The sequence below is a fragment of the Nocardia sputorum genome (assembly GCF_027924405.1).
Classification (GTDB): Bacteria; Actinomycetota; Actinomycetes; order Mycobacteriales; family Mycobacteriaceae; genus Nocardia; species Nocardia sputorum.
In genome coordinates, this window is sequence record NZ_AP026978.1 from 4502601 (window position 1) to 4516994 (window position 14394).

A 14394-nucleotide genomic window follows, 5' to 3' on the forward strand; every position below is an offset into this window, starting at 1 on the left:
ACGTACTCCGCTGGCCGAGCTGGTTTTCATTCACTTTCGTGAGCGATCGACAGCTCCGGCTCGGTTCGGATCTCGTGGGCCTGGCACCGCTTGTCCGGTTCGCTGCATCTCTATCGTGCCGTACAACCAGCCTCAGATCGGACACCTCTCATCGAGCTTGAATGGCTGCGGTCCCTGGAATCGTCACCCTGTTGGTCGTCCGTGTACAGCCCATGAGTAGAGGTGAGGGTAGCTTGCGACGCCTACGGTTGGAGCGGGAGTCGTAGCTGCCTGAGGCTTGCTGTGGGCGGTTGAATCGGGGAATGGCGAGTTCTGTGATCGTGGCAGTGGTGACTCCGTTTCGAGCCTCCGGGTCGATTGATTTCGGTGCGTTGAGTGACTACTTGGAGTTGCTGTCGACCGCTGGGGTCGACACGATCTTGGTGAACGGTACGACGGGCGAGTTCGCGAGCTTGACCTTCGGTGAGCGGCGTGCGGTGATCGAACATTGTCGGCGCGCGTGGACGGGCACGCTGATCGCGCATGTCGGCGCTACTGCCGCTGGGGAGGTCATCGAGGCGGCTCGTCATGCCGAGGAGTATGCCGACATGCTGGCGGTGATCTCCCCTTTCTTCTTTGCCGCCGCGCCGGAGGCGGGCATCGAGCAGTTCTTCGGGCAGGTGCTGGCCGAATCAGTGAAGCCGTGGCTGCTGTACAACTTCCCCCGGCACACCGGCAACCCACTCACTGCGAGCATGGTGGCCCGCTTAGCCGAGAAGTTCCCGCAACTGCATGGAGTGAAGGACTCCGGCAAGGATCCGGCCCTCACGAGGCGGTACAAGGCCTGCTGCCCGCGGCTGTCGGTGTATGTGGGCGATGACCGTGTCCCGGCGCGGCTGAATGAACTGGGAGTTGATGGTGTGGTTACCGGTGCGGGCGGCCCGGTCGCGGAACTACCTGTCGCGATCACTGCGGCGGCCGAGTGCGGCGAGGTGGAATGTGCCCGTTCGCGGCAGCAGGTTTTCGACGACTACAGCGATACCCGCAAGGCAATGGCGTTGTCGGACATCGGGTTCGCCAAGGCAGCGGTCGGCGCGCGGCTGCCCGGGTTCCCGCCTCATGTTCGCGCCCCGTTGGTGGCTGCTGACGAGCAGCAGCTTCACCACATTCGCCGGTACATGCATGCCAGCGCTATCCCCGCGATCCAGGGTCTTCGCCGCAGCATGTGACTCTCGGAGTCCGGCAATCGGCTGTTTGTTCAGGTAGGGATGACGAGGTCGCAGAGGGTGTGGGCGAGTTCGCGCACGCCGCTGTCGAGGACGCTTGCGTGGTAGGCGTCCCAGTCGGCGAGTTTGGGTGCGTCACGCTCGGCGCGGCGGACGAGCATCCGAGACCGGATCACCGCCGCACTGGTATCGAGCCACACTGTCACCACCGGCACTGCCCGCGTCACGCCGGTAGAGGCGCGCAGATAGTCACTCAACCGTATCCCGCGCGCGGCGGCGGCACGGATCGTCGACAGGAACGGTGCGTCCAGCACGATGGGCAAGACCGGGGCGAGGGTGAGGCCGGTGCGGATGAGTCCGTCGTAGATACCCGGGGCGACAAGCGTCCGGTAGGTGTCGGAATCGCGGTCGAACCGGTCACCGGTCAATCTGGCCATCACCGATTCCTCGAGTAGCGGCGCGAACCGATCCTTGTCCAGCACCGCCGTACCGAGCACGCGCGCCAGAAAGTCCGCGGCCGTCGATTTTCCCGAGGCCGGAAACCCACAGACCACAACCGCACCGCAGCTACCCAGCCCGCCGACCGCGTCGCGCAACACCTGCCGCTGCGACTCGGTCAAAACATCCTCGGCCCGGTCGTGGTCATCTGTCACCTGCCCAGTCCACCACACGAGATCGCCTTTGCCCCGGACAAGCGCATCGCTATGCCGAACGCACTTGGTCACAGTCTATTCCGTCTTCGCCTCCTGTGCTCTGGCCCCGCGTGTTCTCGATGCACCAGGCCGCGGAGTCGTTTACTCGGTGGGATCGGGTCTGGTTTGAGGTCGTGGGCGAACCCTTCGGTACGCCGACTACCACCTCGCCGAGCCGACCAGGAGGGTGACGTTCTGACGGTCATCTGCGCCGGTAGTTGTCATATTTGTCATAGCCGGTGCCGACGTGCCCGATGTAGACCAAACGGTTCGACTCGTCGTAGGCACCCAAGTTATGGACAGAGTTTGATCTCTGACCGTTGACCGCTTGTTAGGACACATCTCGAACGTTCGTTCGAACAGAATTCCTCTGCGGCAAAGCTGTCCGGACGATTCCCGCGGATTTGGGGAGATGCCCAAGAATTGATCTTCTACCGACGCCGGTGCGCCGGCTTCGGCCGCTCGATGAGCGGCATTTGAGGATGTTCGTCGGACCGCGCCTTCCTGACAGTTCCATGTCGGAGCTGTTCTTGGGCGCTGGTCAAGATAGCATCGAGGCCTGGTACTAGGTCAGGACTGGAGATGCCTCGCAACAGACGTCCGCAGGATCGGGAAGAGAAGCGCGCGGAGATCGTGGTGGCTGCTCGGCGGTTGTTCGTCGAGGAGGGATACGACGCGGCGTCGATGTCGCGGATCGCCCGCGACGCGGGAGTGGTGTCGAACACGCTGTACTGGTACTTCCAGGACAAGGACGCGGTATTGATCGCGGTCCTGGACGCGGTCCTGGCCGACTCGATGGCCTCCTACAGCGAACTGCTGGGCTCGGGGCTGGCTGATCGGCTGTTGTGGCTGGTCGAGGAATTGGAGCAACTGGGGCGGTTGGTCAGCACGGTGCACATGCGCGCCGAGAAGTCCGCAACCATTCACGAATGGCACGAGCAGTTCCACGCGCTGGCCGAAGGATTGTTCCGGGCAGAGCTGATCGAGCTCGGCGTGCCCGCCGACGAACTGGATCCGCTGGTCGCGATCGGCGTTTTCGTTGTCGAAGGCTTGCTGACGCATCCGACGGAGCAGCCCCAGCGGCGCGCGGTGATCGAGACGTTGCTCAACAGCGCTCGCAGTCTTGCCGCAGCCGCCGGCTGAGTGCCTGCTCTCCGCACGTCCACCAGCCAGGGGCGACCTATTCCATGTTGTGTGCGGTTTTGTCGAATTGTGTTGCCAGGAAATCGAGTTGGTCACGCACGGCGCGTTCGAAGTGCTCGCCCAGGTAGATGCCGAAGTGGTCGCAGGGGTAGTTCTGGACGTGCACGTGTGCCAGGCCCTGCGCGCGACGCTTCGTGGTCTTCGCGGGCGCGGCCGCGTCGTTGTCGCAGACACACAGCAGCGTCGGAGTGCTGAAGCGAGCCAGCGCGCGACCGGGCCGATCGAGCGGAAGGTGCAGCACCAGCCGTGCGGCCAGGGCGTTGGCGGCATCGAATTCGCCGTCTGGGCCGCGCAATACACCCCACATGCTGTCGCGACCGACACCGGTCACGGGTTCTTCCCCACCGTCGATCTCGGTCAGCTCGATGTTCTTCGACACCTGAGCCCGCACCGACGGCAGCCGTTTCAACAACGTGCTGGTGCGCCGCGAGAGCCGGGTCCCCGCAGGCAGGAGCGCGGAAGCACCGGCGAGGGCGTCGGGTGAGGCCACGAACGCGGGCATCCAAGCCGTCCCCGCCATCGGCACCAGGATCGGCTTCGCGCCGAACCAGGAACCGACCGTATCGAGGATGCCCGCCACCATCAGCGCCACCACGCTCAGCGGGCCGGTCCGGATACGCGAGCGCAACGACGCCGGTCCGTCGGTGAAGGGGCACTGGGCCACGACAGCCGCGATACGGGTGTCTTCAGAGGCGACCTGAAGGACATGTCCGCCACCGAAAGAGCTGCCCCACAACGCGATCCGGTCGACATCGACCTCCGGAAGTGTGCGTACGAAGGCCAGGGCGGCATGCCAATCGGCGCGTTGCCGACCGATATCGAGGAGCTGGCGCGGTGCTCCACCGCTGGCCCCGAGGTGACGGTAGTCGAACACCAGCACCGACCACCCCGCGTCGACGAACCGTTCCGCGTAGGCATCCAGGCGCATCTCCCGCACCGCCCCGAGCCCGTGCCCCATGATCACCATCGGACGCGGGCCGTTCAGATCGGGTGCGGTGTACAACCATGCCGCGCACTCGTCCTGGCCAGAGGCGAACGAGACCTCACGTCGCCGCACCGCTGCCGACTCGCGCCGATCGGCCGGCCCACTCATTTCCATGACTCGCGTCCTCCCGCTTCACCACCGCTCTTCTTGGACGCCATCCAAGAAGCAGGTCGCGGTTACGGTAAAGCCTTCTTGGACGACAGTCAAGAAATCGGCTGAGTATGGATCTGCCGTCGCGTGAGCCGACAGGGCGTAGGCGGCCGCAGCGCGTGCAGTCGGCTACCCGCGCGCGGCGAGCACAGTTCAGGCACCGCGGTGCGTCGGAACCGGCATGGCGGCAGGGCTTGCGTTGACCGCAGATCGAGCACACCGCGATCGGGATCTGGTGACACTGTTCGCAGATCGGGGAGCCGCCGCGGTGGGTGGCGATCACGGCGAGATCGCCGCAAACTGAACATATTCTCCGGTTGAATGCTTCACGGCGGCCGCACTGGTCGCACAACGGGTCGCCCTCGGGCGTGCGGGTCGCCACCGGGCGGCGATGACCGCATCGCACACATTCGCGCGCGGTGGTCTTGTTGTGGCAGAGCTGGCAGCAGCCAGGGCCCTCCCGCAACCCGGTGATCACCTTCGTCTTGCCGCAGAACGGGCAGCTCGCCGACACGACGCCCGCCACCCCGGCGTCCACCAGCGCCTGCACCGATCGACGGACCGAGCCCGAAGCATCCGCGGCCGCCCCGGTCAGCAACTGTGGGCGTGCCTCGAGGTCCCAGGCCACCTGCCGCCGTCGCGCCGCCTGAACCACCGTGGCCACCACCAGTTCCCGAGCACGATCACGGCCGGCGGCCGGGCTGACCGACGCGATCAGATCACAGATCATCTCGACGTGGTCGACCCCGGGATCCGGCGGGCACAACTCGCAGCGCGGCAGGCCGTCACGGTCGTAGAACCGCGGCGTCAGTACCCGGCCGCAGACAGCACACGGGCGCGGCGCGAACGTTCCCCGCTCACGGTTGTTGCAGGTGACACACACCCGCACCCCGTCGCTGTTGTGGCGGCTCATCCGCAGTCCCGGCCGGTCACACGATCCGCAGCGCGGTGCGACCACCTGCCTTCGGCATCGTCATGCGTTGTCTGGCGGAAATCCCGCGTGTCGACGCTCTTCGAAATGTAGGCCGGTGGCGCTCGTTGAAGATCGGCCACTTGGTGGTTGTTTAGTCTGCCGTGTTGTCTGTCCGCATGGACGGGAGTGTGTCGATTTCGGTGTTGCGGAGTCGGTAGCTGTTTCCTTTCAAGGTCAGGACGTCGGCGTGGTGGACGATTCGGTCGATCATCGCCGCGGCAACGACGTGGTCGGAGAACACGTCGCCCCAGCGGGAGAACGGCAGGTTCGAGGTCAGGATCAGCGAGGCGTGTTCGTAGCGGCTGGAGACCAGTTGGAAGAACAGGTTCGCTGCGTCTTGTTCGAAGGGGATGTATCCGACCTCGTCGACGATCAGTAGTCCGTAGCGGCGGAGTTTGGCCAGTTCGGCGGCGAGGCGGCCGTGCTGGTGGGCGGTTTGTAGGCGGGTGACCCATTCGACGGCGGTGGCGAACAGGACGCGGTGGCCGTGGTGGGCGGCGGCGATACCCAGCCCGATCGACAGGTGGGTTTTGCCGGTTCCCGGTGGCCCGAGTAGCACCACGTTCTGGGCTTTGGTGATGAACTGGCCGGTGCCCAGATGTGCGATGGTGTCGCGCTTGAGGGCGGGCTGGTGGTCGAAGTTGAATTCCTCGATCGCTTTGCGGGCGGGGAATCCTGCTGCGCGGATCCGGATTTCGGCGCCGGAGGACTCTCGGGATGCCACTTCGCGGGACAGGACCGCGGCGAGGTATTCCTCATGCGTCCAGCCGGCGTCGCGGGCTTGGTCGGCCAGGCGGGCGGCGCTGTCGCGGATGCGGGGGGCCTTCAACGCGTTGGCGTAGTACTCGATCTGCTTGGCGGTATCGGCGGGTGCGGCCATCACGCGACACCCTCGCCGCCGAAGTCGACGCCGAAACAGGTGTCGTAGTCCGCGAGGTTACGCACCAACCCGCCGTCATCGACGCTGACGGTCCGAGATTGTTTGTGTCCGAATGCTTCCCGCAATTGCGCAGCGGTGTGGACATGGGTGGGGTCGGTGATGGTGACCGCTTTCGACCAGGCTCTGCGGTGGGTGGCCACCAGCAGCCCGTCGCAGCGGGCGGTGACGGTATCCAGATCGGCACGAATGTCGATAAACCGTCCGATCACCGTCGGGTCGATCGAGTAGTCGTTGCCCAAGACACGCAGGTAGTAGTCACGCGGCAGCCTCGCGCGGCTGGTGAACCCGACCGCCGGGGCGATCGGCGGCAGTGTCGTCATCGCGGCCCGGTCGATGCCGACCAGCTCCGCTGGGGAACCCGCGATGCGCCGGACGTGTCGAGCGTTGGCGATCGGCAGCCACTCGGCGAGCTGGGTGTTGAAATCTCCTGGTGAACTGAACGACCGGCCGGGCAGGAACGAGGTCTCGAGATAGCCGTTCACGCGTTCGACGATGCCCTTGGACTCCGGGTCGAACGGCTTGCACTGGACGATGCGGGTGGCCAGCATCCCGGTGAACGCCACCACCCCAACGGCCAGGTGTCCGCCCTTGCCGATCCCTGATTCGTTGTCCCACAACAGCCTGCGCGGGACTTTCCCCAACTGCCCCGACAGCAGCGACCACATCCCGGCCAGCAGATCCGCGGTGGTCCGGGTCGGAATCATCATCGCAGTGATGAACCTCGAGAACGAAGCCACCATCACCAGCACCGGGGGTGTCCCGACCTGCCCGGCGCCCAACGGGATCGGTGTCGGTGGGAACCACAGATCGCACTGCGCCTGATCCCCGGGCCGATACTCCAGCCGGTCCGCCGGATCCTTCGGTGCGTACTGCGGCCGCAGGGCCGCGACTTTCTTACGGAACCACGACGGTGACCCCGCCCAGCCCACCCGCTCGGCGATCACCGACGCCGGCATCGCCGGGAACTGCGCCAGCAGCTCCCGCACCAGCGGCTCGAACTCGTCGAACGCCGAGGGACCCGACACCCGCTGGTATCGCGGCGGCGACTCCGAGGCAATCGCCCTCGAGACCGTGTCCCGCGAGATGCCCAACCGGGACGCGATCGCCCGCATCGACAGGCCCTCACTCGCATGGAGATACCTGATCTGCGCCCATTCCTGCACTGAGATCACCCTTCCGATCGTGGATGGGTGGCCGATTTTCAAAGAGCGCCGGTGGCCGGATTTTCGAAGAGCGCTGACACCCGCGGCCGACCATATCCTGCAACGCCTACTTTCCCGCAGCAGCGCGCGATCCTCCAGGACATGGATCCCCGTGACGGTCAGGTGTCGTAAAACGGTTCTCGACATCCCGCGGGTTTCATCCGTAAGGGGTGATCCCTGCTCCTGGAAGGTGCTCATAGCCTGTGGTTGAGCGCCGCGTAGAGGTGGGAGCCACTGTGCGGGTCTGCCGTATGCACTGACCCGTTCGGCCGGCTCAGCGCGACACGGCTCGGGAGTCTCGGGTGAACTGGCCGGGTTGGTGTCGTTGATCGCAAGGCCCAGTGCACGATCTTGTTGGAGGGGCAATGACCAGAACCGATCCACAGGAATTCACCACCCTGCTCGACACCATCGCCCAGCGCCGCAGCGCCGGCGACGGCACAGTTTCGGCGCAGTCCCCCACGCACATCCCCGAGGTCAGAGCGGCGGATGTTCCGCAGGAGGTCAAAGACGCCCTTCAACCCGCCGAGACCGGCATGCTGGAGCAGCTCGGCCACACCGGCGCCGCCGCGTACACATACGCTCAGCGCGTCCTCGCCGGTGACATCTCCCGCGAACAGTTCGAGGACCTGATCAGTCAACTGATGGACAGCGCCCAAACCCAGTTCACTCAGCTGCGGGACTCGACCAAGGCAAAACTTCAAAGCCTCGGCCGCCAGCACCCCGACTGGCAAGCGATGATCCTTTCCGTATTCGAAGCGGTCACCAACCTGCAGTCCGACGTGCTGACAAAGGAATTCAACTTCCTCCAATCGCTGATGTCGAACACGCCCCAGCAGGCAGGCCAGTTGAACGGATTCTTCAGCGACTTGATGCGTCACCTCGAGGAAGGGTGGAGTCAGATCGTGGGGTGATACCGGCAGCTCGGCGTGGGCTCGGGCGTGGATGTGCGGGTTCGCGCCACCGTTTCCTTGCGTGACGAACACCCGATCGAAGGAGGAGACAATGACCAAAGCGGAACAAGCTCTCGAAGTGAAGCAGGATACGTTGTCCGAAGCATCGAAGTCGGCGGAACGTACCTCGGTCGGCTGGTACAAGCTGTACAACGATCTGGACCTCCCCGTCACCGCCGTAATAGCGGCCGGCCGTGGCGGGACCCGCCTGAGGGTGCTGGTGATTGCGCCCGGCACCACCAGTGCGCAGTTCGATGACGGTACTGATGCACTTTTCTATCAGGGGACCGGGCCGGGGGAGGTGTACGACTGCGTCAGCGGTTGTGTCTGGTACCACTTCCGTGGGGATCTGCGAGGCAACCAGGTCAACAACCTGAGCTGGTTCCAGTAGCCGTGATCCAGGGGTCCCGCACTGGCCGGGACCCCTGATGCGGCTGATCGCCAGCGGGCACCTGCGGCGTATCCACGGCGCGTGGGGGCCACGTCCGCAGGATCCGCCGGTAAGACGCCACCGCAGAGAGTTTCGCGAGTCGGAACCACCTGCCGGGTGTTCCCAGACCCCCAGGCACTCACGACGAGGTGTCGATAAACGATCGGTTCTCCGACATCCGCCTCTCCGGTGGTGTGGTTCAGATGCTCATGTCGGTGGATCCGTGTGGCGGGTGCCGCGGCTCGGCACGATCGGGGGTGGCTTCATCGGCCGGAGGGCGGGGCTGTCCGGCCAGGATGCGGTTCAGCTCGACGCGTATCGGAGCTGCGGGGGCTTGCCCGCCCGCGGTGGGTAGTTCGGTGAGGATGCGTCCGGCCAGTTCGCGTAGTCGCACGTTGGTGTGTTGCGAGTAGGACCGCAGCAGCTCGAATGCTTGCTGCTCGCCGATCCCGTAGACCAGCATCAGCATTCCTTTGGCCTGCTCGATCACCGCGCGGCCGGCTTCGAACGCGCACCGATCGGCGTCAGCGGGCGGTCGGGGTTGTTCGATGTCCACACACCCACCCCTACCCGCGGTGTGGCGTGGAGAAAAGCCCTACCCAGGAAGCGGGAAAATCTACATTGCAGGGTGTAGACATTCGGGAAGCTGGGGTGTACTTTCTCTGTTGTTGGAGATGAGATGTCTGGTTGGCCGGGCAGGTGAACTGCACCGGAAGCAAGATCCACCATCCCCTCCGGCGGAGAAGAGAATCCGGTGCAGTCGGCCGGACCGCCGGAGGGGATGACGAACTCCCGCAGACACGTCCGGCAACCCCAGGAGGTGGTGACTGAACAGCTCTTCCCAGATTCCGCGTCCCGGGCTGTTGCCGGGCGCGGTCCCCGCGGTCGGCTTCACCGTCCGACCGGCGGGATAGACGTGAAACCCCTCGATCCCAGGCCCCGGCGCACAACGCGCCGGGGCCTGTCGACGTTGAACCCCAGAGGTGTTGTGCAGCAAGCGAACGACCCCACCAACTCCACCCACCCCATCGACTCCGCCGACGCTTCCAGTGCCGCCGACCGGCTCGATCACGAGGACTACCCCGCCTACAGCATGGGCAGGGCCGCGGAAATCCTCGGCGTCACCCCCGCCTTCCTGCGCGGCCTGGACGCCGCCGAACTGCTGATCCCGCAGCGTTCAGCGGGCGGGCACCGCCGCTACTCCCGTTCCCAGTTGCGGATCGCCGCGCGGGTCCGCGCGCTGGTCGATGCGGGCACACCGCTGGAGGCGGCGTGCCGGATCATCGCCCTGGAAGACCAACTCACCGAAGCCCGCGAGCTCAACGCCGAAATCACCCGGCGAAACCCGCCCGCGCCGGACCGCGACAGCTGAGTCCGGTCAGCCGCGGCCGCGGGTGCCGAGTTCGGCCCACACCGTCTTGCCGGGTCCGTGGTAGTCCACAGCCCAGCAGGTGGCCAGCTGATCGACCAGGATCAACCCGCACCCTCCGGTGTGATCGGGTCGGCGGATCCGCGCGGGCGCGGGTGAAGCATCCTCGACCTCCACACGCAACCAGCCGTGGCCGGCCACCATCAACCGGCAACCACGCGGGGCGCGGGCGTGCACGACAGCGTTGCCGGCCAGCTCGTCAGACACTTGCACCGCGTCCTCGATACGCAGGAATTGGTCGACGGGCTGATCCATATGTACTTCCAGAAGCGGACGCCCGGCATGCTCGACTATCTTGCGGCCTTTGATCTTCTTGCCCGCGTCGTAACCGGTCGTGCCGGCAGCGACCGTGTCGGCGCCACGAACGGTCTGCGAGTCGATTACCGCGGCAGTGGGCCGCGTGTCACGCCCTGCCTGGACTCGTGCCCGGTCCCGCAACACGTCGTGGATGCGTTGCCACACACCGGCTTTTGTCCACCGCCGCTAGATGTCATACAACGAGAGCTTCCCAGCGCTGATGGAAGCGATGGCCTGGCCGGACCGATCGGGGATACCGTCGCTTCATGTGTACCTACGGTTTCGTGCACTACAAACTGCACTATGCGTGCGTGGGGTGCCGGGTGTCGTTCAAGCGGCACCCGCCGATTGCCGGTGTAGCGCACCATTGCCCGCGATGCGGTAAACCGATGTTATGTGCGGGGCATGATTTCGCGGCGCCCCCTCGCCGTGACACCCGGGCGTGGTCGGTGGTCGCTGCCGTGGTCGGCGCCGGATTGCGTTACGAGGGTTTCGAACCGTGCGGCTGTGGCTGGGAACCGAAATACCGGCCGCGGACCCGCGCCGAACTTCGCGCCCGCCGCAAGTTCGCCACACGCAACGCTGTTCCGCTCGCCGATGCGCTCGCCCGCCCTAACGTGTGAACACACTGCCCAAGCGCACCGCAACCGGTCGAACGCGCCGCACCACACCGGACACGACCCCGAAGACAGGAATCAGGACCGAATACGCCTCGACCGCGCCTGAGGCCGAGTTCTCACATGCGTTCTAATAGTGCTTTGTTAGATGCGCCGGGATGTGCTGTGCTGCAATGGTGTTGCGCGAGGAGATGGACGTGGTCCGTCCGGTGATCGAGGAGTTCGCCGCCGAGATGTTCGCCGGGTTCGCCCGCCGGGACCAACGAGCCAAGGGGCAGCTGTACCTGCGGGGCCTGCTGGCAGACGGTAAACGCAAGTCGATGCAGCCCATGGCGGCGCGGCTCGGGGTCGATCATCAGCAGTTGCAGCAGTTCGTGACGACCTCGACCTGGGACCACACCCAGGTCCGGGCCCGGCTGACCGGGTGGGCGGCGCGGTTCGTCGACCCCGACGCCCTCGTGGTCGACGACACCGGGTTTCCCAAGGACGGGACAGCATCACCGGGTGTGGCGCGAATGTACTGCGGGGCGTTGGGCAAACGCGGCAACTGCCAGATCGGAGTGAGCGTGCACGCGGCCACCGACTGGGCCTCGGCCGCACTGGATTGGCGGCTCTACCTACCGAAGTCCTGGGACGACCACACCGCCACCGACCCGGACGAAGCCGAACAGATCACCGCACGGCGGGCACGGTGCGCGATTCCCGACCACGCTCGGTTCCGGGAGAAGTGGCGGCTGGCGCTGGACATGCTCGACGAGGTCCTCACCTGGGGAATGCCCGCCCGGCCGGTGATCGCCGATGCCGCCTACGGCGACAGCACCGCCTTCCGCGCCGGACTGACCGAACGCGGCCTGACCTACGTCCTGGCGGTCTCGGCGGCGACCAGCGTCCACCCCGCCACCGCTGAACCGGTGCCACCGACCTACTCCGGATTCGGGCGACCCCCAACCCGCACCGACTACCCCGACAAGCCCGTCACCGCCAAGACGATGATCATCACCACCGGCCGCTCAGCGGGACGGTTCGTCACCTGGCGGCGCGGCTCCCGCCACACCGCATCGAACCCGGGCGCGGTGATGCGCTCCCGGTTCCTCGCCTTACGGGTGCGCCCGGCCAACCGCAACATCACCCGCGGACCGGACGGCAGCCTTCCCGAATGCTGGCTGCTGGCCGAATGGCCCACCGGCGCGGCCGAACCCACCGACTACTGGCTGGCCACCGTGGCATCAAGCATCCCGCTACGAGACCTCGTGCGGCTGGCGAAAATCCGCTGGCGCATCGAACACGACTACCGCGAACTCAAAGACGGCCTCGGCCTGGACCACTTCGAAGGCCGATCCTGGCTCGGCTGGCACCGCCACGTCACCCTCACCTCCATCGCCCAGGCAATCTGCACCACGCTGCGCCTCACCCCAAAAGCCCCTGCGCAGGCCTGACCCTCTACGCCGTCCTGCGCCGACTCCAACACCTACTCGCCACCTGGACCGGGCACTGCCACACCTGCCACCAACCCCTACCAGCCCGAACACAACCACCCCACACCTAACAAAGCACTACTAAGAGGGCATCCGAGAACTCGGTGTCGCTGGTGATTTTCAATTGGCGAAGATGGCCTGGACCTGAATGTGGCATGTGTCCAGACAGCTCGTTTGATGTGGCGTCACCACGGCTGAGTTTGTTGCGGCGCGACGGTTCTGGTCAGAATGTGGGGGTGGCGCATGCTGATCTGGCTGCTGTGTGGTGGCGGGAACTGTCCGACGAGTCGGCAATGGGGGTTGCGCGTGCGGTAGCCCGCGAGAACGATGCGGAATTGATCGGTGTTTATCGCCATGAGTACGCGGGCCGACAGCAGCGTATTGCCCTGTTCGAGCGGGCGGGTATGCGGTTCTCGTTGGTTCCGGCCGACCGTGTGCGACTCGGTTACGACGGGGACAGGTTCGTCCCGTCGCCGCACCAGGTGGTCAGCTATGCCGATAGCGTTGAGGAGTACGGTCTGCCTGCGATCGCGGAATTCGTCGATGCGATGACTTCGCCGGATCGGGTGGTGGAACTTCCTGCGATGCTTGTCGGGGTCGAGGCACTGGAACCGTGTCTCGAGAGCGTGCGGATCGATGATCCCCGGGTTCAGCAGCTGGTCGCCGAGTCTGGTCCTCGCACTGGCACGATCACGCACTTGGGCCCCGGCGGCGGTCTGAAGGTCGAGTTCGGCGAGCTGGGACAAGTGCAGCGCGCCTGGGTGGCCGAACAGATCTCCTACGAGCAGGCGTTGGGAAGTGCGTCTGTGCTGGGCGTGCGGGCGAGCACTCCGGATGAGTGGGAATATGCCTGTGGTGCTGGGGCCAGCACTCTGTTTCGATGGGGCGATGACAGCTTGGACGACGGATATCCGTTCGATCACCGGAGGGGCCCGCACCGGGAGTCGAACTTGTGGGGTCTGAAGATCGGTCAGGATCCGTATCGACACGAGTTCACTACGGAGCCGACCATCGTCTGCGGTGGTGACGGGGGCGGTGCCACGTGTGGTGGAAGCGGGTTCTTCCTGGGGTGGCTCACGCTGGCCACCGCTTACCGCGACAAGGATTTCGGGGCCTGGCTCAATTCCGAAAACGGCTACATCACCGAATTACTCATCCGGCCGGTCGTCGAGATGGCCTGAAAGGTAGTTCGAAGAACTCAGGTGCGCTGGTCGGTTCGGGCGAGGCGTCGGTGAGTGTGTGGATGGCGGCGATGTAGGCCATGGCTTCGTGGCGGTCGGGTCGGGTCTCGTAGTCGCGGACCAGGCGGCAGTTGACCAGCCATCCGAAGCTTCGCTCGACGACCCAGCGGGGGCATGGCGTTGAATACGGTGGAGGTATCGCTGCGTTCGACGATCTGAACCATCGGTGCCAGAACGGATTTCGCCCACTGCACGAGTCGTCCGGCGTAGTCGCCATCGGCCCACACCAGCGAGATCGTGGCGAAGCGTGCCCGCACGGCGGTCAGCGGCTGGTGGACGGCGTCACGGTCCTGGATGGCGGCACTGGTGACCACGACCGCCACAACGCCGCGGCGAACCCGGAAGCGATCCGAGGCCGGCGAAACCGGCCATCGAGCCGAGCGGACGAGTCCGCGGGCAGGGTGTCGGACAGAGCGATAACCGCGCCGCCGAGGTCGCGTCCGGCGGCCGCGAGAGCGTACATGGCGGGCACGATGGCGAACACCCACTGGGCGTGGTGTGTCGACCTTCAAGCGGTTCGACTCCGGCCTCCGAGCCCCGCCGAGCCGAACCTATGGGTCGATACGCTGTCCACGCACCCGATCGGGTCCGCGGAATCGCCC

At 65.6% G+C, this 14394-nt stretch carries 15 protein-coding genes; 8 read left to right on the forward strand and 7 right to left on the reverse strand.

Annotated elements, in window-relative coordinates:
- Positions 1–302 precede the first annotated feature (302 nt).
- Entirely contained in the window at positions 303–1208 is a 906-nt protein-coding gene (locus QMG86_RS20230; RefSeq protein WP_281874077.1) for a dihydrodipicolinate synthase family protein, read from the forward strand.
- Positions 1209–1237: 29 nt separating this feature from the next.
- Here the strand turns inward: QMG86_RS20230 and QMG86_RS20235 are convergent, their stop codons facing one another.
- Positions 1238–1858: a P-loop nucleotide/nucleoside kinase family protein gene (locus QMG86_RS20235; protein ID WP_281874078.1), complete on the reverse strand. Its 621-nt coding sequence runs from the start codon at positions 1856–1858 to the stop codon at positions 1238–1240.
- Between the two features lie 621 nt (positions 1859–2479).
- On the opposite strand from QMG86_RS20235, the gene QMG86_RS20240 reads away from it, so the two are divergent.
- A complete protein-coding gene (locus tag QMG86_RS20240; RefSeq protein WP_281874080.1) occupies positions 2480–3040 on the forward strand; it encodes a TetR/AcrR family transcriptional regulator in 561 nt (186 codons plus the stop codon).
- 37 nt (positions 3041–3077) lie between these two features.
- On the opposite strand, the gene QMG86_RS20245 is transcribed toward QMG86_RS20240, so the two are convergent.
- The 4 genes from QMG86_RS20245 to istA all read right to left on the reverse strand — a co-directional run bounded on the left by QMG86_RS20245 (position 3078) and on the right by istA (position 7311).
- Positions 3078–4199, reverse strand: a complete 1122-nt coding sequence (locus tag QMG86_RS20245; protein ID WP_281874082.1) for an alpha/beta hydrolase — start codon at positions 4197–4199, stop codon at positions 3078–3080.
- A complete protein-coding gene (locus QMG86_RS20250) occupies positions 4144–5148 on the reverse strand; it encodes a transcription elongation factor SPT4 (protein WP_281874084.1) in 1005 nt (334 codons plus the stop codon). Before QMG86_RS20250 ends, QMG86_RS20245 begins: the two co-directional genes overlap by 56 nt.
- 151 nt (positions 5149–5299) lie before the next feature.
- The gene (gene istB / locus QMG86_RS20255) at positions 5300–6088 is read right to left on the reverse strand and encodes an IS21-like element helper ATPase IstB (protein ID WP_281873984.1); all 789 of its coding nucleotides are present in this window, start codon (positions 6086–6088) and stop codon (positions 5300–5302) included.
- Positions 6088–7311 carry an IS21 family transposase gene (gene istA, locus QMG86_RS20260; RefSeq protein ID WP_434086196.1) on the reverse strand — a complete coding sequence of 408 codons (1224 nt, stop codon included), beginning with the start codon at positions 7309–7311 and terminating at the stop codon, positions 6088–6090. Before istA ends, istB begins: the two co-directional genes overlap by 1 nt.
- A 404-nt stretch (positions 7312–7715) precedes the next feature.
- On the opposite strand from istA, the gene QMG86_RS20265 reads away from it, so the two are divergent.
- Entirely contained in the window at positions 7716–8264 is a 549-nt protein-coding gene (locus QMG86_RS20265; protein WP_281874086.1) for a hypothetical protein, read from the forward strand.
- Positions 8265–8355: 91 nt separating this feature from the next.
- Complete coding sequence (locus QMG86_RS20270; RefSeq protein WP_281874087.1) at positions 8356–8694, forward strand: hypothetical protein; 339 nt, start codon at positions 8356–8358, stop codon at positions 8692–8694.
- Positions 8695–8932: 238 nt separating this feature from the next.
- Here QMG86_RS20270 and QMG86_RS33750 read toward each other — a convergent pair whose 3' ends face one another.
- Positions 8933–9289 (reverse strand): ANTAR domain-containing protein, encoded by a 357-nt coding sequence (locus QMG86_RS33750; RefSeq protein WP_434086112.1) that lies wholly within the window; start codon positions 9287–9289, stop codon positions 8933–8935.
- Positions 9290–9721: 432 nt separating this feature from the next.
- On the opposite strand from QMG86_RS33750, the gene QMG86_RS20280 reads away from it, so the two are divergent.
- The gene (locus tag QMG86_RS20280; RefSeq protein WP_434086113.1) at positions 9722–10105 is read left to right on the forward strand and encodes a MerR family transcriptional regulator; all 384 of its coding nucleotides are present in this window, start codon (positions 9722–9724) and stop codon (positions 10103–10105) included.
- A 6-nt stretch (positions 10106–10111) separates the two neighbouring features.
- On the opposite strand, the gene QMG86_RS33755 is transcribed toward QMG86_RS20280, so the two are convergent.
- On the reverse strand, positions 10112–10624 hold the full coding sequence (locus QMG86_RS33755) for an ATP-binding protein (protein ID WP_434086114.1): 513 nt from the start codon (positions 10622–10624) through the stop codon (positions 10112–10114).
- 101 nt (positions 10625–10725) lie between these two features.
- Here QMG86_RS33755 and QMG86_RS20290 point away from each other — a divergent pair, with 101 nt between their 5' ends.
- The 3 genes from QMG86_RS20290 (at position 10726) to QMG86_RS20300 (ending at position 13732) form a co-directional block, all read left to right on the forward strand.
- Positions 10726–11082 carry a hypothetical protein gene (locus QMG86_RS20290; protein ID WP_281874089.1) on the forward strand — a complete coding sequence of 119 codons (357 nt, stop codon included), beginning with the start codon at positions 10726–10728 and terminating at the stop codon, positions 11080–11082.
- A 185-nt stretch (positions 11083–11267) separates the two neighbouring features.
- Entirely contained in the window at positions 11268–12512 is a 1245-nt protein-coding gene (locus QMG86_RS20295; RefSeq protein WP_281880887.1) for an IS701 family transposase, read from the forward strand.
- Positions 12513–12787: 275 nt separating this feature from the next.
- Positions 12788–13732 carry a hypothetical protein gene (locus tag QMG86_RS20300; protein WP_281874090.1) on the forward strand — a complete coding sequence of 315 codons (945 nt, stop codon included), beginning with the start codon at positions 12788–12790 and terminating at the stop codon, positions 13730–13732.
- The last annotated feature ends 662 nt before the right edge of the window (positions 13733–14394 follow it).